We start from the raw sequence: 21,436 nt of genomic DNA on the forward strand, positions 1-21,436 counted from the left end.
GCACATCTGTTGTCCGCACTAGGGCTGACGTGAGCAACCGCACCGAGTTGTGCTGGGGGTTCGAGATCGCTGCGGGTAGTGGCTTCAGCCGGGACGGTGTCGTCGGTCAGAGCCAGAAGCGTGTCGACAGTCACGTATCAGTCGTCCTCCGTGAGGTGATCGGAGTCTCTATCGGCGGTATTCCCCGGTTTCGTACTCTCCAGCTGTCCCGTGGTATGGCCCCGCCAGTCGATATTTCGTTGAAGCCACAGCGCGACGTACACCAGCGCGAGCAACACCGGCACTTCGATCAGCGGACCGATGACGGTCGTGAAGGCGACGCCGGATCCGACGCCGAAGACGGCGACCGCAACGGCGATCGCGAGTTCGAAGTTGTTCGAGGCTGCGGTGAAGCCAATCGCGGTGGTCGTCGAGTAGTCCGCGCCGATCCGATGACCCATCCCGAAGCTCACAACGAACATCACGACGAAGTAGATGGTCAACGGGACCGCGACCAAAAGCACGTCAGTGGGCTGACCGACGATTCGCTCGCCCTGCATTGCGAACATGACGATCACCGTAAAGAGGAGTGCAATCAGCGTCATTGGATCGATGGTCGGGACGAACTTCTCCTCGTACCACTCGACACCCTTGGTACGCGTCCCGACCAACCGAGAGAGAATACCAGCTGCGAACGGAACTCCGAGAAAGATCGCGATCGCCTCGAATACCTGCACGACGGTGATGTTGAACTCGGCGATACCAGCCGACAGTGTCTCTAGCCCCAGCACCTCGGGAAGGAAGAGGGCGAAGAAAGTGATGTACAGCCCGTAGGTCACGATCTGAAAGACGCTGTTGAATGCGACCAGGCCAGCGGCGTATTCGCTCGACCCCTCTGCGAGGTCGTTCCAGACTAGGACCATAGCGATACACCGCGCCATTCCGATAAACACCAGCCCGAGGAAGAATTCCGGACGGGCCGGCAGGCCGGGGACGATCCCGCCGAAGAAGATCAACGCCAGCGTGACCATCAACGTCGGGCCGATCAGCCAGTTCTGGATCAAGCTTAATCCGAGCACGCGCCATTGGGCGAACACCCGCGGCAACTGGCCGTAGTTGACCTTCGCGAGCGGCGGGTACATCATCAGGATGAGCCCGATCTCCACGAGGTGGAGGTCTTGGATGGGCTGAGTCACCGACGGCGCAACGTAGCCGAGGCCGACGCCGATGGCCATTGCACCGAAGATCCAGACGGTGAGGTACTTGTCGAGGAAGTCCATCGACCGGGGGTCCCCGCAGTCCGGACAGTCACAGTTCGGTCCGTGTTCGTGTTCGACGTTACTCATCGTTGGTCACGCTCCCTTCGAGGACGGTGACGAGTGCCACCGCGCGGTTGGTCGCCCGGTACTTCTTCCAGCGGCCGTCCTTCCAGCCCTCGACGAGGCCGGTATCGACGAGCGTCGAGAGTGCGTGGCTGAGGCCACTCTCCGTCACATCGACGACGGCGTTCAGCTCGCAGACGCAGAGTTCTTCTCTAGCTGCGACGAGCACGCGGACGAGCGTGTACCGCGTCTCGTTTCCAAGGGCCGACAAGACGTCGAGTTCGGCCTCCGCCTGTGCCGTCCCGAGTCCGGCTTCGAGCGTAGAGAGTTCGTCGAGCCGACGCTCGACGTCCTCGCTGCGGCACTCTCCGAGTTCGTCGTCGAGATACCGCTGTAATCGTTCGGTCGCTTGTGCCATCAGCAATCACTTGACCACTCCCTCAATTAACTATTGCGGAATATTCCTACCAGAAGAGTAGCTCACATACTCTATTGGGTCGTTAATGGGGGTCGTTAGTGGGTCGAGGACTCGTGGGTGAGCGAACCAAAGTGTTTATGCCGATGTCTGAACAGAGTTTCAATTGAATCGTTTGTAAACTAGATGCGGTGGTTTGTGACCACGACTCTACCGGCAGTCGGAACGGTAACCGAGGAAACCACATATGATAGAACTCACACTGTACGAAGAGGCGATGTGCTGCTCCACGGGCGTCTGTGGCCCCGATCCCGACGACGAACTCGTCGAGGTCAGTGCCACACTTGATCAACTCGAAGAGGAATTCGATCTCGAGGTGTCGAGGGCGAATATGCAACACGACATCGACCGATTCCTCGAGACCGAGGCGATCGCCGATCTCGTCGACGAACACGGCCCCTCGATTCTCCCGATTACGGTCCTCGACGACGAGATACTTGCCGAGTCCGCGTACCTCTCCTACGACGAGCTCGCCTCCGAGCTCCGAGAGACCCAGAACGCGACCCAGGAGGCCTAACCGATGAGTACGGACGCTACGCCCCGAGAGCTCGTCGAACCGGGCGGTGACGACACCGAGTTCGTCTTCTTCAGCGGGAAGGGCGGCGTCGGCAAGAGCACCGTCAGCTGCGCCACCGCGACGTGGCTCGCGGACAACGACTACGAGACGCTGCTCGTGACGACCGACCCCGCACCGAACCTCTCGGACATCTTCGGCCAGCAGATCGGCCACGAGGTGACCGAGATCGAGGGCATCCAGAACCTCTCCGCCATCGAGATCGACCCGGATACAGCGGCCGAGGAGTACCGCCAGGAGACGATCGAGCCGATGCGCCAGCTGCTCGACGACGAGGAGATCGAGACCGTCGAAGAGCAACTCAACAGTCCGTGTGTCGACGAAATCGCGGCCTTCGACAACTTCGTCGACTACATGGACAGCCCCGAGTACGACGTGGTGGTCTTCGACACCGCACCGACCGGCCACACCATCCGGCTCATGGAGTTGCCCTCCGACTGGAACGCCGAACTCGAGAAGGGGGGCTCGACCTGTATCGGCCCCGCTGCCTCGATGGAAGACAGGAAAGACCAGTACGAGCGAGCCATCGATACGCTCCAGGACACCGAGCGGACGACCTTCGGGTTCGTCGGCAAGCCCGAGAACTCCTCGCTCGACGAGATCGAACGCAGTGCCGCCGACCTCGGTGAGCTCGGCATCGAGTCCCAGCTGCTCGTCGTCAACGGCTACCTCCCCGAGTCGGTCTGTGAGGACCCCTTCTTCGAGGGGAAACGCGAGGACGAACGGGCGGCCATCGAGCGAGCGGAAACCGAGTTCGACGCCGACGCGATGGCGACCTATCCCCTCCAGCCTGGCGAAATCGCCGGCCTCGACCTGCTGTCGGACGTCGCGGGCGTCATCTACGACGGCAAGAATGCCACCGTCGATGTCGGCTCCGCGACCGACGTCGAGACCGACCAGTCGGTCGATATCGATGCGTTGGCCGACCCCGAATCGGTCGCCGACCGAGTGACGCCGGGTGACGAAACGCGATACCTGTTTTTCACCGGGAAGGGCGGCGTCGGCAAGAGCACCATCGCCGCGGCCTCGGCGACGAAACTCGCCGAATCAGGCTACGAGACGCTCGTCGTGACCACGGACCCGGCAGCCCACCTCGAGGACATCTTCGGTGAGCCGGTCGGCCACGAGCCGACGTCGGTGAGCCAGGCGAACCTCGACGCGGCCCGCATCGACCAGGAGAAGGCCCTCGACGAGTACCGCACGCAGGTCCTCGACCACGTCACCGAGCTGTACGAGGACAAAGAGGACACCCAGATCGACATCGAGGCTGCTATCGCCAACGTCGAGGAGGAACTGGAGTCGCCGTGTGCCGAGGAGATGGCGGCCCTCGAGAAGTTCGTCAGCTACTTCGAGGAAGACGGCTACGACGTGGTGGTCTTCGACACCGCGCCGACGGGGCACACGCTCCGCCTGCTGGAGTTGCCCTCCGACTGGAAGGGATTCATGGACCTCGGCTCGCTGACGAAGGGAGCCGCTCCCGCGAAGGGCGACCAGTACGACGAGGTCATCGAGACGATGCAGGACCCCGAGCGGAGTTCGTTCGCGTTCGTCATGTACCCGGAGTACACGCCCATGATGGAGGCGTACCGCGCGGCCGAAGACCTCAGAGACCAGGTCGGTATCGAGACGGCCTTCGTCGTCGCGAACTACCTGCTCCCCGAGGAGTACGGCGACAACGCGTTCTTCGCGAATCGACGCGCCCAGCAGGAGAACTACCTCGGCGAGATCAAGGACCGCTTCGAGACGCCGATGATGCTCGCGCCGCTGCGCCGGGACGAGCCGGTCGGTCTCGAGGAACTGCGCGCGTTCGGCGACGAGATCACCGGCCTGTCGGAGCTCTCTGACAAGCCGGAGGTGACGGTCTCGTGAGTGAAGTTAGATCGGACGAGGAGTCGGTCGACGCGTCCTTCCAGACGTTCGTCGAGACGCTCACGGACTCCGAGACCTACCAAGAGTTCACGGCAGCCAGCCAGGCCCTCGAGAACGACGCGGAGGCGAAGGCACTCCTCGGGGAGTACCGGGAGAAACAGCAACGAATGCAACGCGATGGATACGACCAGTCCCTGCTGAGTGAGATGCGAGAGCTCAAATCGGAGATGGCGGACAACGAGACGATCCAGCGACACAAGGACGCACAGGAGGCGCTCGTCGACCTGCTCCAGGAGACGGACGACGCGATCAGTGAGCAGATCGGTCGAGAGTTCGCGCAGTCCACCGGGGGTGGCTGCTGTTGAGCGCGACCGACGAGGATGTGCTGGCCGCCGCCGAAGCGTTCGGCGAGGAACTGGCCGACAGCCAATCCGACGCAGCCCCGACCGAGTTCGAGACGATGCTACTGGAGTACAACGACGCGATCAGCGAAGCGACCGGCTTGGAGTACGGCAGCGTCTGTGATGCGGACGACTGCTGCTGACTGTCCCCACGCACAGACCGGTACTCCGCTAGCGTTCACGTGCAGCGAGTATCTCGTCGTGACCGGACGTTCGACGGGTGGTTTCAGCGCTGAAAGTTGCTTCGCACCGGGGTACTGGAATCTTATGGAGGCCGTCCCCGTAGCAGTTTCTGTGATATCCCGATGACGAGTGTCGAAGTCGAGTACTGTGCCCCGTGTGGATTCATCGACCGTGCGACCGAAACCCAGACGCAGATTCTGGAATCGTGCGGTGACACACTGGAGGGTGTCGAACTCGTCCCTGGCGACGGCGGCATCTTCGAGGTCCGCGTAGACGACGTTATCGTCTTCGACGTCGACGACGAGGAGTACGACCTCGCGACCATCATGGAGGGCGTCTGTGGCGAACTCGCCGGGTGTGACTGTGAGCCGGGCGAACTCGTTGACGAGGCTTCCGATTCGACTGAGTGCGGTCCAGGGTGTTGTTGAGTCGAGTCGATACGAATGAGTAAGACTCGTGTCGACGATTTCGATCAGGCTATCTGCAGGGGAACGCATCCGGACGTCGATACAGCGTGTCCACATCTCGTGGCTGGCCAGGACGGAACGGGTCGTGCAGTCGTCGACAGACTCGCTCGGCTGGAGACGAGAGCACTGGAAGTCGCAACTGGCGAAGAACAGTTCACGTGTGAACGCTGTGGCTGTCCGCTGGCGAACCTGGAGGGGATGAATCTCGCTCCCGACGGCTGTCCCCGGGTACACCTCCACGACGAGTGAGCGCGACGGCCGACGGCGGCCACCCGATTGACGACACCTTCGAGTGTCTGCACGCCCATTAGCGGGTATGACGACGACCGACGTGTCCGGTTGGCAGGAGTCGTGGCATCAGCTTCGAGAGGTCCTCGGCTCGAAGTGGGCGTTCCACGTCCTGCGGCTGCTCTCGGACCGACAGTACGGATTCAACGAGATGCAGCGCTCCATCGACGGCGTGACGGCGACGATGCTCTCGCGGCGACTGAAAGAGCTCCAGTGTCACGGCTTCGTCGACAAACACGTCGAATCGACGACGCCACCCTCGACGACGTACGAACTGACCGAAGACGGCCGGGAGTTCGTCGGTGTCTTAGAACAGATGGAGGGGCTCGTCGATCTCGTGGAGTGCTCCGATGGAAGCGAGTGTGCGTCGACGGCCGACTCGTCGAAGTGCGTGACAGTCCAGTAGCCGCGCCGACGGTTCCCGAACAGCGTGATTCGCTCCCCTGTCCTGCCAGCACCCATTCCCCTCGTTGAGGGGGAACTTCCGGAAGAGAATGACCGGATTTAGTCTGAATCGCGCATTCAGTCGCCCCCATCGAAACGCGTCCTCTGGTCTTCTCGAATCCCCTCGGCGTCGTCGATGACGTGGATCGCGCGTTTCTTCAGCGAGACGCGCACCCGGTCGCGGTCGGCGAGATTGAGGCGCTCGTAGACCGGCGTCGGCAGCCGTATCTCGACGGGGTCCTCGACGGCGTCGACGTCGAGTGCGACCACGTAGTCGTCGCCCTGATAGACCCGTCGAGTGATCGTTCCGGCGAGGACGTTGTCCCGCTCGTCGATCGGGCGGTCCTCGCGGAGAATCATCACGTACTCCGGCCGGATGCAGAAGTAGACGCGCTCGCCCGCGACGTCGTACGCGGGAGCCTCGACGACGGCGTCGCCCCAGCCGAGATACAGCGCGTCGTCGTTACGGTTGAGCACGTCCGCCTCGAAGAGGTTGACACTGCCGGTAAACTCCGCGACGAACGTCGAGGCCGGCCGCTCGAATATCTCCTCCGCGGTACCGACCTGCCTGACGGTCCCGTCCCGCATGACCGCGATGCGGTCGCCCATCGTCGTCGCCTGTCGTTGGTCGTGGGTGACGTAGACGACGGGGATGTCCAGCGCCGCCAGTACGTCCCGTAATTCGAACCGGAGCCGCCGCTTGATGGGCGCGTCCAGGTTCGCCAGCGGCTCGTCCAGCAGGAGAGCGTCGGGTTCGGACGCGAGTGCTCGCGCGAGCGCGACTCGCTGGCGCTCGCCGCCCGACAGTGTCGAGACGTCCCGGTCGAGCAGGTCGCCCACCTCCAGCGTCCCCGCGAGCTCGTCCACGCGAGCATCGTCGACCGCTGCGTACGCGACGTTCTCGCGGACGCTCATGTGCGGGAAGAGTGCACCGTCCTGGAAGACGTACGCGGCGTTGCGCCGCTCGGGCGGCAGCCCGGTGAGGTCGGTCCCGTCGAGTTCGACGCCCCCGCCGTCGGCCGACTGGATGCCCGCGACCACCGACAGCAGCGTCGACTTGCCACAGCCCGACGGCCCCAGCACCGACAGGATTTCGTCCTCGACGGCGAGACTCACGGGGCCGAGCTCGAACGCGCCGTATCTCTTCCGGACGTCGGTGAGTTCCAGCATCAGTGCCTCCAGGGGTTGCGTCCGAACGCGTTGATGACCAGCAGTGCGCCCAGCGCGAGAGCGACGAGCACTATCGCGACGGGGAACGCCGCGTTCAGTCCGTCGTTGAGGAACGACCGCCAGATCTGGACCGGCAGCGTCCGCGGATAGTACGCCATCATCAGCGTCGCGCCGAACTCGCCTATCGCCCGCGCGAACGTCAGCGTCAGACCCGCGACGATTCCGGGGATGGCCAGCGGTAGGGTGATTCGCCGGAACGTGGTTTTCCGGGACTTGCCGAGCGACCGCGAGGCGTGTTCGTAGTGTCGGTCGACGCTCTCGAAGGCAGCTTTGGTCGTCACCACGAAGAACGGCGAGGCGACGAACGTCTGCGCGAGCACGATGCCGAGCAGCGATCGCGTGAACGACAGCGAGGTGAACGCGCCGAGACCGTTCGGACCGACTACCTCCAGCAACAACATCCCGCTGACGATGGGGGGCAACACCAGCGGCAACAGCACCAGCGTGAGCACGGCGTTCTTTCCGCGGACGTCGGTGCGCGCCAGCCAGTACGCCAGCGGCAGTCCGAACGTCGCAGACAGGGCCGTGCTGGCGGTCGCTGTCACCAGGGAGTTGCGCGCCGCCGACAGAACGCGAGCGCTTCCCAGTTGCGCCGCGACCGACTCCGGGGACTGCGCGAACACCAACGCGCCTAGGGGTACCAGATAGTACAGCAACAGGAGGACGCCGAGGCTCGCGCCAACGACGAACCAGCCCGTCTGCCGTTCCGTCTCAGTTGTTGATTCTGTCCGGAACATTCCCGTGATAGGTCGGGTGCGCGTCACGGAGCACGAACCCGTGGTCGGTGAGGTAGTCGTCGGTCGATGCCACCAGCGTCTCGAAGACCGACCGGGCCGCCGACCTGTCGGTACGGAGGGTCGCGCCGTAGGCGATTGGGCTGCCAGTGACCGTTGTTCCGTCGTCCAGGGTCACCGTCGCAGTCGCGTAGCGGTCCGCCAGAGACGGCGCGCTCAGATTCACGGCTGCCGGCAGTTCCACGTAGGGATAGTCCCGCTCGACGGCCATGTTTCGGTAGACGACCGCCGCGTCGAGACCACCGGTCTCGAACTGCGCGAGCAACTGCGTCTCCGGGTAGACCTGCTTCCGCGAGATGACCCGAGTCCGGAGGTCCGGCTCGTCGTAGTACTTGCTGGCCAGTTCTAACGCCAGCAGCGTGCGGTAGCCCAGTGGGTCGAGGTCGGGGTCGGTCCGCCCGAGTCGGAACGACGGGGACAGCAGCGGCTCGTACCACCGGTCAGCCTCGGGGACGCGCCGTCCGGCCTCGGTGTCGGGGTTGTACGCCACGGCGAGCGCGTTGCTCGCGAATGCCGCGTACCACGGCGTCGAGAGCACGCTCTCGAACAGCTCAACGTCCGCCAGCACGAGGATGTCCGGGTCGCGCTGGCCCTCGGCGACGAGCTGTGCCGCGTGCCGGGAGCCGTACGCCTCGACAGTGAGGTCGGCGTCTACCGCGTCCCGTAGTCCATTCGTTAGCGCGTTCTGGAGGCTCCCCGCGGCGAGGACCGAAATGGGCTCTGACCGACCGCCGACGCCGGCACAGCCGGCCAGCCCGGCCGCCAGGCTTGCCGTCCCGGCGAGCACTGTGCGGCGGGTTGGTGCGTGCGTCATGGGCCGTCACGTCTCATCTAGATACAGTTCCTCGTAGTCTTGGGGGTCCTCGTGGGGGTCCAGTTCGACTGGCCGAACGCTGGCGAGGTTCTTGACCGCCCGTGGACCGTCGACTGACGGCGAGACGAACCGCGGGAAGTCGCTGGTCGGTCGGTCGACGGCGTCGTAGGCGAGCATCGCCCCGCCGAGGTCCCAGACGGCGACGCACGCCCGATAACCGTCGGTCGCCGCGACGAGCACGTGGGTCGTCTCCGGCGGTATCGACGCCGCCTCCAGCACCGGGTCAAGCGGAACGCCGGTCCACTCCGCTTCGAGCCAGTCGCCTGAGGCACACTCGAACCCGATGGTCCGAGTCGTCGCCTCGAACTGCTCGGATGCGGCCTCGACGGTGGCCGGTAGCGATACGGGTGTCTCGCCGTCGACGAGAACCCCGTCCCGGTCGGCGACGTCTGGGTCGACCGTCTCTCGGTCGTCGCGTTCGGTCGCCGTCATCGTCTCCGAATGGTCACCGTGCATCTATCTCTCCTTCGGTGGGTCCGACTGCTGTCGGCTTCAGCCCGATCTGATCGTGGTCGGTCACGGTTTCGAGGCGCGTGTTCACCGCGCAGGTGGTGCGTTTCGTGCGTTCGCTGTTAGCCGGTGTGACTCCCGCCTGATCTCGCCGACGCGGTCCATCACCCGTCCCGCAACGTCCTCGAACAGCGCCGCGGACTCGGTGTCCGACAGGACGACCGGTTCGCCGTCCTCGCCGGACTGCTGGACCGCTGGGTCGAGCGGAATCCGTCCCAGTAGTGAGAGGTCGTAGTCGTCGGCGAGCTTCTCCCCGCCGCCCGCGGCGAAGACGTCGTGTTCGCTCCCGCAGTCCGGGCAGACGAACGTGCTCATGTTCTCGACGACACCGAGCACGCGGGCGTCGCGGTCGTCGTACATCCGGACGCCCTTGCGGGCGTTGTCCAGCGCGACGTCCTGGGGCGTCGTCACGACGACAGACCCCACGACGGGCATCTGCTGGAGCATCGTCAGCTGTGCGTCGCCGGTGCCCGGCGGCAGGTCGACGACGAGGTAGTCCAGGTCACCCCAATCGGTGTCGTGGTAGAGCTGGGTCAGGACCTTGTCGACCATTGCCCCGCGCCAGATGACGGGGTCGTTCTCGCCGACGAGGAACCCGATGCTCATGAGCTTCATCCCGTAGTGCTCGACCGGGATGATCGTCTCGTCGTCCTCGGCCATCCCCGGGTGCTCGTGCACGCCGAGCATCCGGGGGATGTTCGGCCCGTACACGTCGGCGTCGAACAGGCCGACCGACGCCCCGCGCTGGGCCATCGCCGTCGCGAGGTTCACTGCGACGGTGCTCTTGCCGACGCCACCTTTCCCGGAGGAGACCGCGATCACGTTCGGGGCGTCCTCGACGAGGCCCGCTGGCGTCTGGTCGTCGATCTCAACCGAGAGCGACGGCTCGTAGCCCGCCTCGCGGACGGCCTCCCGGACCTGCTCCGCAATCTCCGTCTCGGTCGGCGCGTGTGGCGCCCCGAGCGCGAGCGGGACGTGTGCGACTCCGTCCTCGATCTCGATGTCTCCGACGAGTCCGAGCGAGACGAGGTTGTCGTCGAATCGCGGGTCGTCGATCGCTGCCAGCCGGTCGCGTACGTCGTCTGTCATTGTGTCATCACTGTCCGTTCGGTTGCGTCGTGTCGACCGCCGTCGCCGATCGGTCGGTCGGGCGTTTCGTCCAGTTTCACCGACGCACGCTGCCAGAGTACGGCCTCCCGGTCGTCGGTGAACGTCTCGAAGCGCTCCATTGCGGCCTCGTGTTCGTCGCTGTTGACGAACGCCGCCCAGTCCCTGAGCGTCTCGAAGCCGAACACGAACTTCACTGCCGGCGAGAGACCCGTGTCGTTCTGGAAGACGTCGAAGGAGGCCACCCTGTCGTGGCTGAGCCACGCGACGGCCTCGCCGGACAGCCAGTCGTCGAAGGTGTCCCGGTGGCGGCCCGACACGTCGAACTCGATCTCGTAGTGGTTCGGTACGTCGAGCATGGTCACCGGCCCTCCGCGAGCGCGTTGTGGTGTGCCGTGACGACTGCGAGCGCCAGGTCGAGCAGTCCGGCGTAGTACTTGTGCGGGTCCTCCTGCTGGAGGCGAGCGTGATAGGTCGGTAGCCACTCGGTCAGGTGCTCGTCGAGCAGCCACCACCTGGCATCGTCAAGGTCGGGTTCGTCTGGCCCCCTGTCGGTGTCCTCCATTGCGACCAGTTCCCCGAGGAACTGCAACTCGAGGCCGAGGTGGTCCGGCGGCTCGTTGCCGTGGGAGTCGTCGACGTCGACGCCCGCCCAGCGGTACCCCTTCCTGATCTCGGTCGTCGTCCCGCTGTAGAAGCTCCCGTCGACGTACATCGACTCGTAGGGCGGGTCCGGTGCTCGCTCGGAGACCCCCCGGAAGAGGTGCGTGTACGCCTCGCGAAGCGCCTCCACGTCGGCGGTCGCGCCCTCCTGGATTCGCTCCAGGGCCGTCTCGATTTCGATTGGCAGGGAGTCTGCGCTGCACTGCCACTCGCTGGCCCAAATCCCGACGGCTTCGGCCCGGTCGCGGTCGGGCAGGACGAGGAGCTGCTCGCCCAACACCCGGTAGACGCGAGCGTCTAGTCCACTGTCGCCGACGATTTCGGACGCGCGTGCGTCGGCATTCTCGGCCGCGACCCGCCCGGCGCCAGTGTTGCCGTCGTTCGTCGTCATGTTTCTTCGACTCCGTTGGTCGTGACGACCGGGAGTGTTTTTGTGAACACGAGCAGCCCCAATCCGACCAGTGCCGTCGTCCCCATCAGGTTCAGCCACTCGTAGATGGAGGGCGTGTACTCGCCCACCGGGTACGCCAGGTCGGGGTACATCAGGCCGCCGACGGTGAGCCACGTCTCTTGGTGGAGGACGCCGACGAGCATTACGCCGGCGAAGAGGACCGTCCCGACGAGGCTGAACCGACCGAGCGCCTGCTGGCCGACCAGGTAGATCGTCGGAATCACGACGGCCGCGACGGCGAGCCACAGCAGCGGGGCGAGCGGCCCCTGGAAGACGAGCATCGAGACGTTCGGGTCGGCCATGTCGGCCGCGAACGTTCCCGTCTGGACCTCGTAGAAGACGCCCAGCAGGTACGTGAACGCGAACGCGCCGGTGAACACGCCGAGCCGCCGGAGCGTCTCGTCGGTGAACACGTCGTCGAGGCCGTAGGCGAACCGCAGGACACCGGCGACGAACAGCAGCGCCGCGGCACCGACGGTCATGCTGCCGGCGAGGAACGTCGGCCCCTGGATGGCGCCGAACCAGTTGATGTTCACGCCGAACGGCCCCCAGACGAACGGCACGACGCCGCCGCCGACGACGGGAATGAACACCAGTACCGCGGCGGCGAGCCACCACTGGAGGCCCCGACTGTCGCTGTCCGTCCGCGAATCATCGTAGCTGATCAGCAGGGCATCGTAGACGGGTGCGAGGACCGACGGAAGGACGTCGTCCTCCCGGTGTAGCTCGTGTATGTCTCGACGAACGGATACGATCAGGTAGGCGACCGAGAGCAGGCCCAGTCCGGCGAGCAGGATGACGTCCCAGGCAATCGGCGACTCGAGCGGGAGGTACAGCAGGGTGTTCAACACCCGGAACGGCTGCCCGAGGTCGAAGACGATGTGCAGGAAGCTCGCGAGGAACGCCAGCGGCGTCACGAGTTCCCCGACCCGGGCGTAGGGCTCGTAGTCGTCCATCTCGAAGACCCGGATGATCGCCGACAGCGCGATGGCGCCGACGCCCATCAGGGCCCACCAGGTGAACGCGCCGATGTCCAGCCCCCAGGGGACGCCAGCGTCGGTCCCCCAGTTGTTCAGGCCGGTGATGGCGTGCCCCTCCGTGAGGACGGTCACGAAACTGTACACCATGCCGAGCACGAGCAGGACCGCGACGGCGACGAGGCCGTAGTAGATCTTGCTCGTCGACTCGAAGGGTTCGGTGAGCCGTTTCCGCGCGGATGGAGTGCTCATTGGTTCACCTCCACGTCCGTGGAGCGAGTCTCAGGTGGGTTGTTTTCGATCTCGATTGCCTCCTCGGGGTCCTTGAACGTGTCCGCACCCTCGATGGTGCGGGCGTCGTCGCTGGGTTCGTCGCCGATGTAGACGATGTTCGGCTCGGTACCCCGGTCTTCGAGCAGCTTGAACGTCGATGAAGAGGACTTCTCCCGGAGGTGCTGGCGCGGCTCGCTCCCGGGGTCCTCCATGTCGCCGAACTTGATGGCGTCGACGGGACAGGTCTGTTGACAGGCCGTCGTCCCCTGCTGGCCGCGCTCTTCGTTGTCCTGGCGGTGGACACACATCGTACACTTGCTCATCACGCCCTCGGGCTGCGGGCCCGACATCTTCGTCCCCCGGGGCTCGACGCCCTGGTCGTGGATCGGGTCGTGCCACGGCGGCTTCCCGCCGTCGGCGTTGTCGTCGCCGAGTGCGTCGGCGAGACTGCCCGACCCGAAGGTGTCGTCGCCACCGCTTTCCGAGTGGCCGTAGCCGTACTGGCCGTCTTCGGGGTGCTGGAACTGCGCGTAGTTGACGCCGTACGGGCAACCGATCTCGCAGTACCGGCAGCCGATACAGCGGTCGTAATCGGTGAGGACGATGCCGTCCTCCTCGCGCTTGAACCGTGCCGAGGTCGGGCACGCCGCCGCACAGGACGGCTCCGAGCAGTGCTGGCACGGCCGGGGCATGTTGGTCTGTTCCGTGTTGGGGTGCTCGCCCTCCTCGAAGCGGAAGACGTGCATCCAGAACGCCCCGCGGGGCGTGCTGTTCTCGACCTTGCAGGCCTCCATGCAGGCCCGGCAGCCGTAACACCGCTCCATGTCGATGGCCATGCCAAGTTGTGTCATTAGCTGTCACCTCCTTTGGGTTCGACCTTCGCACGGACCTGGAACGCCTGGCCGTTGTCCAGGCCGATGTAGCCGGGCCCGCTCGGGATGGCACTATTGATGTTCGGACCTTCGTCGAGCGCATCGGTCTCGGGGTCCTTCCAGGAGCCGTGGTGGCCGGGCACGCCAACCGTGCCGGGCTTGACACCGTCCTGAATCATTACGACGCCCTCGACCTGGTAGCTCTCGTCGTTCTGGGCGTCGTGGGTTTCGAGCACGACCTCCTCGCCGTTCTCGACGCCGATGCGGTCGGCGTCCTCGGGGTTCAGCCGGATCGAACTCCGCGGCGTGATCTCGTTGAGCAGCTTGTTGTTCGCCGTCCGCGACTGCTTCTGTTCGATCTGATGCCAGCTGAACAGCGTCAGGTCGTACTCGTCGGGGGAGTCGAACATCGTCGGCTGCCGCCAGGTCGGGAACGCGGTGTAGTCCTGGATGTAGGGTAGCTCCGACTTGGGGTCGTCGAACTTCGAGTCGGCCATCAGTTCGTCGACGCGCTCGCCCAGGCGGAACAGCGTCTCGCTGTAGAACTCGTGTTTGGCGTCGTAGGGATTGAACTCGCCGTAGCCGTTGTCCATCCCCCACGTGTACGCGTAGCGGTTGCCGTCGCCGACCTCCCACTCGTTGGTGATGACGTTGCCCTCGCGGAACCACTCGAGGCTCTTGCCCTTGGTCTTGGCCCAGCGGTCGAGGCCGTCACGGAGGAACTCGCTGGGGTCGTCCGGCGTCTCCTCGGCCCCGGAGTAGGCGTACTCGGTGCCGTCGAGGCCGAGTTCGGAGTTGATGTCCGCGACGTATTCCTCGTAGGCGTCGACGGCCTTCGCCATCTGGATGAAGATCTCGGCGTCGGGCTTGCTGTTCCAGAGCGGGTCCATCGAGGGGAAGCGGATGTGCTCGATGTCGGCGTAGCCGTTCCAGCCGCCCGTCGGGCCCTGGAGCTTGTCGGCGGTCGCCGCCGGCAGCACGTAGTCGGCGGCGACGTCGGCCGTCTCGCTCATCCAGGGGTCGACGACGACGGTCGTGTCGACCTTGCTCATGCTCTCGACGACGGTGTCCGTCCGAGGCGCCATCATGACCGGATTGGCCATCTGGACGATCCACGCCATCTCTCCCGGCTCGTACGGGAGGTTGAACTTCTCGGGGTTGTTCTGGCTGACGTGGTTCTGGGAGTAGCCCGTCGACGAGATGGGGTGGAACATACTCCCGGCCAGGTCGGGGCCGTCAGGGTTGGGCGTGATCTTCTCGGGGTGGAACGCCTGGTCGCGGAACGGCTGTCGGTAGTCCTTGGGGCCGTCGTACTTGGCCTTCCGGACGCGCGTGGAGCCGACGACATCGATCGCCCCGACCAGCATCGCGGCGTGGTAGTGAGCCATCGTCGTCTGGACGCCCATCTCCTGCTGGGCGACGTGGTAGCCGTGCATCCCCACCGGCCGATAGGGGATCTCGACGCCGTCGACCTCGACGGTCGCACCGATCTTCGCGTTCTCGCCCCACTTCACGGCGAGTTCGTCGATGGTGTCGGCGTCGATTCCGGTTATTTCGGCGGCCCACTCGGGGTCGTACTGCTGGATGTGTTCGAGGTACAGCTGGAAGCCGGGTTTGACTTCGGTCCCGTCGACCTCGTAGGTGCCTTCCAGCGCGACGTTCTCCGGCGCGGACGCTGCCTCGTGGGCGACCGCTTCGCCTGCCGCCTCGTCCCAGACCAGTTCGCCGTCGGCCCAGGTGTACTCCTCGCCTGGGTCCTGGGCGTCGTCGGTCCGGAGGATGTGGCCTTCTTTGTCGCCTTCCGTGGCGACGAGACACGGCGCGTTCGTGGCGGTCGTGAGGTACTCCTCGTCGATGTACCCCTCGCGGACGAGGACGCTGTTGAACGCCAGCCAGAACGCCATGTCCGTCCCGGGCTCGATCGGGAGCCACTGGTCGGTGTAGGGGCCGGAGTTACGGCGCTGCGGGTCGATCGCGACGGTCTCCATCCCCTGGTCGTCGCGGGCGTCCGCAATCTGCTTCGGCCACGTGATCTGGCAGAGGTGGGCACCGCCGCCCTGGGTCATGTTGTGGCCCCAGCCGATGAAGAACTCGCAGTCCTCGAAGTCGGTCTCCGAGACCCCGTGAGTCGCGAACATCAGCTCCTGACCGCGGTAGCCCGAGTCCGAGCAGGTGGCACCGTGGCCGTACTTCTCCATGCTGCCGTACTTGTTGCTCGTGCCGGTCACCCAGGCGTCCTCCTGCCACTGTGGGGACTTCTTCCGGCCGACCTGGAAGACGACCCGCCGGGGGTCGTCCTCGAGTTTGTCCATCAGGTCCTCGCCGATTTCGTCCATCGCCTGGTCCCAGCTGATCTCCTGCCACTCGCCGTGCTGCCCCTTCTCGTTGGTCCGCTTCAACGGGGCCTTGATCCGGTAGGGGTTGTAGACCTGCTCGATCTGTGCCTGGCCCTTCGGACAGAGCGAGCCCTCAGTCCGCGGGTCCTCGGGGTTGCCTTCGTACTTGACTACCCGGTTGCCGACCTTCTTCGCAGTGGCCGAACAGTCCATCTTCCCGATCCAGCAGGCCGTCGGCACCTCCTCGTACTCGAGAGCGGCGCCGTCCGACTGGGCGCCCCCGAGAGACGTGAAGTGGCTCGCACTTCCGCCGATGCCGAGCGCCAGGGCTGCCGCGCCTCCTGTTTTCAGCGCGTCGCGACGCGTCAGTTCGAGGTTCCCGGAATCGTTGCGTTCCATGTTAGTCCTCCGTCCTCGTCGGTCGGTCGTCGACGCCGAACTCCTCGACGACCGCGTCGTGGTACTTCTCGTTGAACTCCTCCTGGGTCAATTCGCCGCGCGCGAGCCGGATCGCGTCTTTCCCCATCTCCTTGCCGAGTTCCGTGTCCTGCTCGACGTCGGAGAGGCGATTTTCTGCCCACTCGTCGAACTCGTCGTCCTCGATGTCTGGTGGTTCTCCATGGTCGGGCCTCATACTAGGATAGTAGCTAGACGCCCCCCTACCACTCGCGCTGAATATCGAAGGCTTTTATAAGTTGGTGTCGGCGGAAAAACAAGTGATGGCGGGCCGGTCAGTCCGCGAGGTCGTCGATCCACGTCAGGGCCGCGACCGACTTCGGGAACCCGATCGTCGGGGTCGCGAGCATCGCAACGTGTCGGAGTGCTTCGGGGTCGACATCTTCCTCCAGGCCTCTGCGGACGTGCGAGTGGACGGCGCCCTCCGACTGGGCGCCGACAGCCAGCGCGAGTTTCACGAGACGCTTCGTCTCGCCGTCTATCGGCCCGGCCTCCGAGCAGGCCTTCCCGAGCTCGGCGTACGCGTCCCACACGTCCGGGTACGTCTCGGCGACACTGCTGGCGGCTGCTGGCAGGTCGGTCGGGTCGTCGGTCTTGTCTGTCATATCAGACACGTTCGGGGACCGAACTGAAAAGGGCTCGCGTAGGTTCTCCAACTGTGGGAGGCGGCGAACGATACACCACTCCCCGCCGAAACGGAAGCGAGGCTGTGTCCGACAGCGGCCTCGTCACGGCAGCGACCGGACGCCGACGCGAATCTCCGAGAGAGAGGCCGCTGTCGTCGGATACAGAACGCTCGAATCAGGACCGGACTTGATCCGGGTCTCCTGCACGCCTCACTCGCTTGTTTCGTCGCTATCGCCCGAATCCGTTGCCGCGTATGCGACGTCTTCGACCTCCCGGCGGTGCACCTCGTCGCCGTCGGTCTCGACGTACCGGTAACAGACGCCCTCTGTCTCCGTTTTCGTCGCGCGATGTGACCCGTCACAGAACGGGAAGTCCTCGGAGAGACCGCACTGACAGACGGCGACGTCTCCCTTCTCAGGGTCGAGGTCCGATTCGTCGAGCTTCCTCGGTCCAGTCGCGTCGAGTTCCACCAACCGACTCATACGAGAACGTTAGGACCCGTCGAGGTAATGCCCGTGGTTCACTCGTTTACACTCGTTTGAGCGAACGTGGCGGTGGCGAGTTTCGACTCCACGGCCTTCAGCCGCTGTGACAGTGCCGACGTCGAAATCCCGAAGTCGTCCGCGAGTTCGTCGACGGACGTCTCACGCGGTGTCGAGTAGTAGCCTTCAGAGACAGCCTTTGCGACCGCCTCGCGCTGTTTCTCCGTGATCTCGTGGAGGTCGAGTGTCACGGTGTTCTCGCTTCGTTCGGCCTCTCCGGTGTCGATCCGTTTCAGCTGTCGGAGCCGGAGCCGCTCACTGCTCTCCTTCAGCGAGTCGACCAGGTCCGAGAGCCGCTCGCGGTCCGAGAGGTACGTCTCGACGAGGAGTCGTCCGTCGACGACGTCGACGAACTGCGGAACGCACTTGAACTCTCCGAACACGGTACAGAGACACGTCGCATCGACGTCGCTCGTCGAATGCACGACTTCGGTACACGCCTGATCCGACGGGCACGCACATTCGTCGGTCTGGACGGTCGTATCGGTGTGGCACTCGTCCCCGACGAGCTGGTGTCTGACCTCCTCGACCTGCCCGTCGAAACTGCCGAGGGGACAGTGGCTCTCGGGGGCTGGCTCGACCTCGAACACGACGCACAGGTCACGCCGTGTTCTCGTTGGATTAGTACCCCCAGTCATTGTTCCTGGTAGAACGTACGCAGAACCAGGTAATACCTTTACACTAGATTCCTGCGTTCTGAGAACGTCCCCTGTCGGAGACCGTCACTTCTCGCTTGAACAGCGGAACTTCGTTTCTCAGCCGGTCGATGCCGTCCTCGCCAACCTCGACGGGGCCGGTTCTGTGATGCAGCAGCACCTCCTGCACCCCCGCTACTGGGCCGGGAATATTCTGACGGTGGGACACCGAACTGCAGTCGCCGTCCGCCGTGGGACGTCCGGATGGCGGGACTTATTGTCGGCGCAGACGGACGCCTCAGTATGAGCGACGGTGGCTTCGGCAGCGTGACGCGCTTCTCGGCGGCCGGTCAGCGTCTGCGGGAGGTCGAACGACAGAAGGAGTGCCGTCCTATCGTACTCGTTCGGGCCGGCGGTGCCGGAGTGACGTCGTGTATCACGTCGGCCGACGGCTGGCCCGTCGTACCGGAATTTCGAGAGTGGGGACGTGCCGGTACAGGCCCACAACGCTGTAGGTGACCCAGAATGGGTTCCAAGCAACGGGTGGGCGTCGTGCTTGCGGGCGGGTACTCGACCAGGTTCGGCGAACAGGAGAAGGCACTGGCGGACCTGAATGGACGAGCACTTCTCGCGCATGTCGTAACGGGGGTAGCTCCCGCAGTCGATAGGGTGCTCGTGAACTGTCGGCGAGACCAACTGGAGGATTTCCAGCGCGCGCTGGCTTCGACAGCGACGGACGTCGAGTTCGTCTGTGACCCAGAACCGGATAAGGGACCCGCAGCTGGATTACGGACCGCGCTCGACGCCGTATCTGAGCCGATGGTCGCCGTCGTCGCCTGTGACATGCCCTTCGTCGACGCGGCGTTCCTGGACTGGTTGTTCGAGGAGGTGAATGGTGCAGACGGGGCCGTTCCGTACGTCGACGGAGCGCCACAGCCGACTCACTCCGTCTTCGCCACGGAACCCACTCGACGGGCTGCAAATGACGCGGTTAGGAACGCGTCTGGGAGCCTCCGCGATGTCCTCGATCGACTCGACCTGGTCGAAATACCCGAATACCGTGTGGTCGGAAAGGCAGCTAAAACGGCCTTCACAGACGTCAACACCCCCGAAGAACTCCCGGCATTGATGGCTGACGATGGGGCTGAATCGAACAGCGTGAACTGAACCGGCCTGGAGCGGTTACGAGGGTGTAGCCCGGGGCGGAGTTCCGTCTCCAGGCCTGCTCGTCATAACGTAAAATGCTGCACTATCCGCAGTGAAGACATTGATGCAGTGAATCATCACTCGATATAACTTCTTATCCGGTGAGTGGAGGACATATCCGTCGAACCATGGAGAGGAGCAGTCCTCTCAATACAGGGGCTTGAAGCGGAAAAACGCCCGTGTTACAGACAAAATGGCTCTGGTGAATCGCTAGACGGCGTCCGCATTGGGGGTTTTGAGACGGGGAAGATTACGATGAGATTCCTCTTCGGGGTTGGTTTCAACGGTAGTTACGCTCATAGCGACCGCAATCGGTACTCATCTGGGGCAATCACACCACACGTTCTACAGCCAAACCCGACGCTATCCGGCGATTCACCAAAGCCAGATCAGACGGTTCTCGATCGGTTTGATGATTCGTAGGGGTTCGGTTAATTCGCCTGCAAGAATGCTTGAGTAGTCGAACCCAGCAGTACTCGAAGTGAGTCAGACGTCGCGAGGTGGTCTCCGGGCCTCGATGGTTGCAGATACGAGGTAGTCACCGAGGTCCCGGTTCGCATCCCAGTCACTGATGAACTCGGTGCTCTCGTCCTTGGGCTCTATCTCGATTGCTTCGAAGCCGGCACTGTCGAGCATCGCTTCGAGGGCGTCGACCGTTGAGGCCCCAGCGACGCAGCCAGTCAGCGAGTCCGGATCCATCTTGACATCGTCCGGGAACGGCGCGGTTTGGACGACGTCTGAAATGGCGAGGCGGCCGCCGGGCTTGAGGACCCGGTAGGCGTCATCAAACACGCGCTGTTTTTCCGGGGCGAGATTGACGACGCAGTTCGAGATGACGACGTCGACGGTTGCGTCAGCAACGGGGAGATGACTAATCTCGCCGAGACGAAACTCGACGTTGTCGGCGTCGTTCTTCGTCACGTTCTCTCTCGCTTTTGAGACCATCTCCGGGGTCATGTCGACACCGATGACGTGTCCGTCCGGGTCAACCTCCTGTGCAGCGAGGAAGCAGTCGAAGCCCGCACCGGAGCCAAGGTCGAGCACTATCTCGCCGGGCGTCATCTCGGCGAACGCTTTCGGGTTTCCACACCCGAGGCCGAGGTCCGCACCGTCGGCGACCGACGCGACGTCGTCCGCGTCGTAGCCGAGGCGTTCGCTCCCGGTCGCGTCCGTGTCGCCGTCACAGCACCCACCGTCGTCGGTGACATCGATGCCGACATCGCCACAGCAGTCTTGGTCATCCGAAGCGATAGTCCCGTAGCGTTCGCGCACCATCTGACGCGTCTCCTCGGGATCGGGGTCACCGGTCGCTGTCTCAGTATCGTTACTCATAGGTTCCTCGCAGGTCGTCGAGCGTTTCGAGGAGGGCTGAGGTCGTTTCAGTCGTTTCGTAGTACCGCCAAGACCCCTCCTTGCGGCGCGTGACCAATTGTGCGGTGTACAAGCGAGAGAGTGCTTGGCTGACGGCACTTTGACTGACGCCGACTGCGGCTTCGAGATCACAGACGCAGACGCCGTCGTCGGCGTTCGCGATTCGGCGAAGCAGCTCGTATCGCGTGTCGTTCCCCATCGCGGTCAGCACTTGGAGATCCGTCGCCATCGTATCTGAGTCAACATCACCGGGCGGTGCACAGCAGGGAGCAGTCCCTTCCGCGGTTCCGTCAACGATCGCGTCCTCTACCATATCAGGTTCAGCTTATACAAGCAAATACTAATATGTTTTCCTCGACGGAACCATTCGCAACTGTAGAATCCATCCGTCTTTAGCTAAGCGAAGAACCGCGTGACAGCGGCGGCTTATCGAGGTTATTTTTCGGGAGGAATGAGGAACCGAGTCTGTGCACGACAACGGCTCCTCATCTCGAATTATGCGTCGGCTCA

Annotated in this window: 26 protein-coding genes; 8 read left to right on the top strand and 18 right to left on the bottom strand. The window is 64.1% G+C overall.

Annotated features, from left to right (window positions below; genetic code table 11):
* Positions 1–137: 137 nt before the first annotated feature.
* Positions 138–1,325 (bottom strand): ACR3 family arsenite efflux transporter, encoded by a 1,188-nt coding sequence (gene arsB, locus E2481_RS16475; RefSeq protein WP_136718260.1) that lies wholly within the window; start codon positions 1,323–1,325, stop codon positions 138–140.
* Positions 1,318–1,719 carry an ArsR/SmtB family transcription factor gene (locus E2481_RS16480; protein WP_136718261.1) on the bottom strand — a complete coding sequence of 134 codons (402 nt, stop codon included), beginning with the start codon at positions 1,717–1,719 and terminating at the stop codon, positions 1,318–1,320. The genes arsB and E2481_RS16480 overlap by 8 nt, the downstream gene beginning before the upstream one ends.
* A 244-nt stretch (positions 1,720–1,963) precedes the next feature.
* Here E2481_RS16480 and arsD point away from each other — a divergent pair, with 244 nt between their 5' ends.
* The 7 genes from arsD (at position 1,964) to E2481_RS16515 (ending at position 5,964) form a co-directional block, all read left to right on the top strand.
* Entirely contained in the window at positions 1,964–2,293 is a 330-nt protein-coding gene (gene arsD, locus E2481_RS16485; RefSeq protein WP_136718262.1) for an arsenite efflux transporter metallochaperone ArsD, read from the top strand.
* A gap of 3 nt (positions 2,294–2,296) precedes the next feature.
* Positions 2,297–4,219, top strand: coding sequence for an arsenical pump-driving ATPase (gene arsA, locus E2481_RS16490; protein WP_136718263.1), 1,923 nt, complete (start codon positions 2,297–2,299; stop codon positions 4,217–4,219).
* Positions 4,216–4,584 carry a halo-CC-star protein HcsL gene (hcsL, locus tag E2481_RS16495; protein WP_136718264.1) on the top strand — a complete coding sequence of 123 codons (369 nt, stop codon included), beginning with the start codon at positions 4,216–4,218 and terminating at the stop codon, positions 4,582–4,584. The genes arsA and hcsL overlap by 4 nt, the downstream gene beginning before the upstream one ends.
* The gene (gene hcsS / locus E2481_RS16500; protein WP_250137854.1) at positions 4,581–4,763 is read left to right on the top strand and encodes a halo-CC-star protein HcsS; all 183 of its coding nucleotides are present in this window, start codon (positions 4,581–4,583) and stop codon (positions 4,761–4,763) included. The genes hcsL and hcsS overlap by 4 nt, the downstream gene beginning before the upstream one ends.
* Before the next feature lie 162 nt (positions 4,764–4,925).
* Entirely contained in the window at positions 4,926–5,231 is a 306-nt protein-coding gene (locus E2481_RS16505; RefSeq protein WP_136718266.1) for a SelT/SelW/SelH family protein, read from the top strand.
* Between the two features lie 15 nt (positions 5,232–5,246).
* Positions 5,247–5,519 carry a hypothetical protein gene (locus E2481_RS16510; RefSeq protein WP_136718267.1) on the top strand — a complete coding sequence of 91 codons (273 nt, stop codon included), beginning with the start codon at positions 5,247–5,249 and terminating at the stop codon, positions 5,517–5,519.
* 67 nt (positions 5,520–5,586) lie between these two features.
* Positions 5,587–5,964, top strand: a complete 378-nt coding sequence (locus E2481_RS16515; RefSeq protein ID WP_136718268.1) for a winged helix-turn-helix transcriptional regulator — start codon at positions 5,587–5,589, stop codon at positions 5,962–5,964.
* Positions 5,965–6,080: 116 nt separating this feature from the next.
* Here the strand turns inward: E2481_RS16515 and E2481_RS16520 are convergent, their stop codons facing one another.
* From E2481_RS16520 to E2481_RS16585, 14 genes are all read right to left on the bottom strand, one after another.
* Entirely contained in the window at positions 6,081–7,172 is a 1,092-nt protein-coding gene (locus tag E2481_RS16520; protein WP_136718269.1) for an ABC transporter ATP-binding protein, read from the bottom strand.
* A complete protein-coding gene (locus tag E2481_RS16525; RefSeq protein ID WP_136718270.1) occupies positions 7,172–7,969 on the bottom strand; it encodes a molybdate ABC transporter permease subunit in 798 nt (265 codons plus the stop codon). The genes E2481_RS16520 and E2481_RS16525 overlap by 1 nt, the downstream gene beginning before the upstream one ends.
* Positions 7,944–8,840 carry an extracellular solute-binding protein gene (locus E2481_RS16530; protein ID WP_136718271.1) on the bottom strand — a complete coding sequence of 299 codons (897 nt, stop codon included), beginning with the start codon at positions 8,838–8,840 and terminating at the stop codon, positions 7,944–7,946. The genes E2481_RS16525 and E2481_RS16530 overlap by 26 nt, the downstream gene beginning before the upstream one ends.
* Before the next feature lie 6 nt (positions 8,841–8,846).
* Positions 8,847–9,356 (bottom strand): molybdopterin-dependent oxidoreductase, encoded by a 510-nt coding sequence (locus E2481_RS16535; RefSeq protein ID WP_136718272.1) that lies wholly within the window; start codon positions 9,354–9,356, stop codon positions 8,847–8,849.
* A gap of 81 nt (positions 9,357–9,437) precedes the next feature.
* A complete protein-coding gene (locus tag E2481_RS16540) occupies positions 9,438–10,499 on the bottom strand; it encodes an Mrp/NBP35 family ATP-binding protein (RefSeq protein WP_136718273.1) in 1,062 nt (353 codons plus the stop codon).
* Complete coding sequence (locus E2481_RS16545; RefSeq protein WP_136718274.1) at positions 10,496–10,876, bottom strand: hypothetical protein; 381 nt, start codon at positions 10,874–10,876, stop codon at positions 10,496–10,498. Before E2481_RS16545 ends, E2481_RS16540 begins: the two co-directional genes overlap by 4 nt.
* A 2-nt stretch (positions 10,877–10,878) precedes the next feature.
* Positions 10,879–11,571, bottom strand: coding sequence for a TorD/DmsD family molecular chaperone (locus tag E2481_RS16550; protein ID WP_136718275.1), 693 nt, complete (start codon positions 11,569–11,571; stop codon positions 10,879–10,881).
* A complete protein-coding gene (nrfD, locus tag E2481_RS16555) occupies positions 11,568–12,860 on the bottom strand; it encodes an NrfD/PsrC family molybdoenzyme membrane anchor subunit (RefSeq protein WP_136718276.1) in 1,293 nt (430 codons plus the stop codon). Before nrfD ends, E2481_RS16550 begins: the two co-directional genes overlap by 4 nt.
* Positions 12,857–13,732 (bottom strand): 4Fe-4S dicluster domain-containing protein, encoded by an 876-nt coding sequence (locus tag E2481_RS16560; protein WP_136718277.1) that lies wholly within the window; start codon positions 13,730–13,732, stop codon positions 12,857–12,859. The genes nrfD and E2481_RS16560 overlap by 4 nt, the downstream gene beginning before the upstream one ends.
* Positions 13,732–16,488, bottom strand: coding sequence for a molybdopterin-containing oxidoreductase family protein (locus E2481_RS16565; protein ID WP_136718278.1), 2,757 nt, complete (start codon positions 16,486–16,488; stop codon positions 13,732–13,734). The genes E2481_RS16560 and E2481_RS16565 overlap by 1 nt, the downstream gene beginning before the upstream one ends.
* Before the next feature lies 1 nt (position 16,489).
* Positions 16,490–16,723, bottom strand: a complete 234-nt coding sequence (locus E2481_RS16570) for a 4Fe-4S ferredoxin N-terminal domain-containing protein (protein ID WP_136718279.1) — start codon at positions 16,721–16,723, stop codon at positions 16,490–16,492.
* 97 nt (positions 16,724–16,820) lie between these two features.
* On the bottom strand, positions 16,821–17,150 hold the full coding sequence (locus E2481_RS16575) for a carboxymuconolactone decarboxylase family protein (protein ID WP_136718280.1): 330 nt from the start codon (positions 17,148–17,150) through the stop codon (positions 16,821–16,823).
* 231 nt (positions 17,151–17,381) lie between these two features.
* Positions 17,382–17,654, bottom strand: coding sequence for a CDGSH iron-sulfur domain-containing protein (locus E2481_RS16580; RefSeq protein ID WP_136718281.1), 273 nt, complete (start codon positions 17,652–17,654; stop codon positions 17,382–17,384).
* Positions 17,655–17,692: 38 nt separating this feature from the next.
* On the bottom strand, positions 17,693–18,352 hold the full coding sequence (locus tag E2481_RS16585; RefSeq protein ID WP_136718282.1) for a helix-turn-helix domain-containing protein: 660 nt from the start codon (positions 18,350–18,352) through the stop codon (positions 17,693–17,695).
* A 522-nt stretch (positions 18,353–18,874) separates the two neighbouring features.
* Between E2481_RS16585 and mobA the strand changes: the two genes are divergently transcribed.
* Positions 18,875–19,516 (top strand): molybdenum cofactor guanylyltransferase, encoded by a 642-nt coding sequence (mobA, locus tag E2481_RS16595; RefSeq protein WP_136718284.1) that lies wholly within the window; start codon positions 18,875–18,877, stop codon positions 19,514–19,516.
* A 525-nt stretch (positions 19,517–20,041) separates the two neighbouring features.
* On the opposite strand, the gene E2481_RS16600 is transcribed toward mobA, so the two are convergent.
* Both E2481_RS16600 and E2481_RS16605 read right to left on the bottom strand, forming a co-directional pair.
* Positions 20,042–20,887 carry an arsenite methyltransferase gene (locus E2481_RS16600; protein WP_136718285.1) on the bottom strand — a complete coding sequence of 282 codons (846 nt, stop codon included), beginning with the start codon at positions 20,885–20,887 and terminating at the stop codon, positions 20,042–20,044.
* The gene (locus E2481_RS16605; RefSeq protein ID WP_136718286.1) at positions 20,880–21,239 is read right to left on the bottom strand and encodes an ArsR/SmtB family transcription factor; all 360 of its coding nucleotides are present in this window, start codon (positions 21,237–21,239) and stop codon (positions 20,880–20,882) included. Before E2481_RS16605 ends, E2481_RS16600 begins: the two co-directional genes overlap by 8 nt.
* Between the last annotated feature and the right edge of the window lie 197 nt (positions 21,240–21,436).

It is taken from the genome of Halorientalis salina, assembly GCF_005049285.1.
Classification (GTDB): domain Archaea; phylum Halobacteriota; class Halobacteria; order Halobacteriales; family Haloarculaceae; genus Halorientalis; species Halorientalis salina.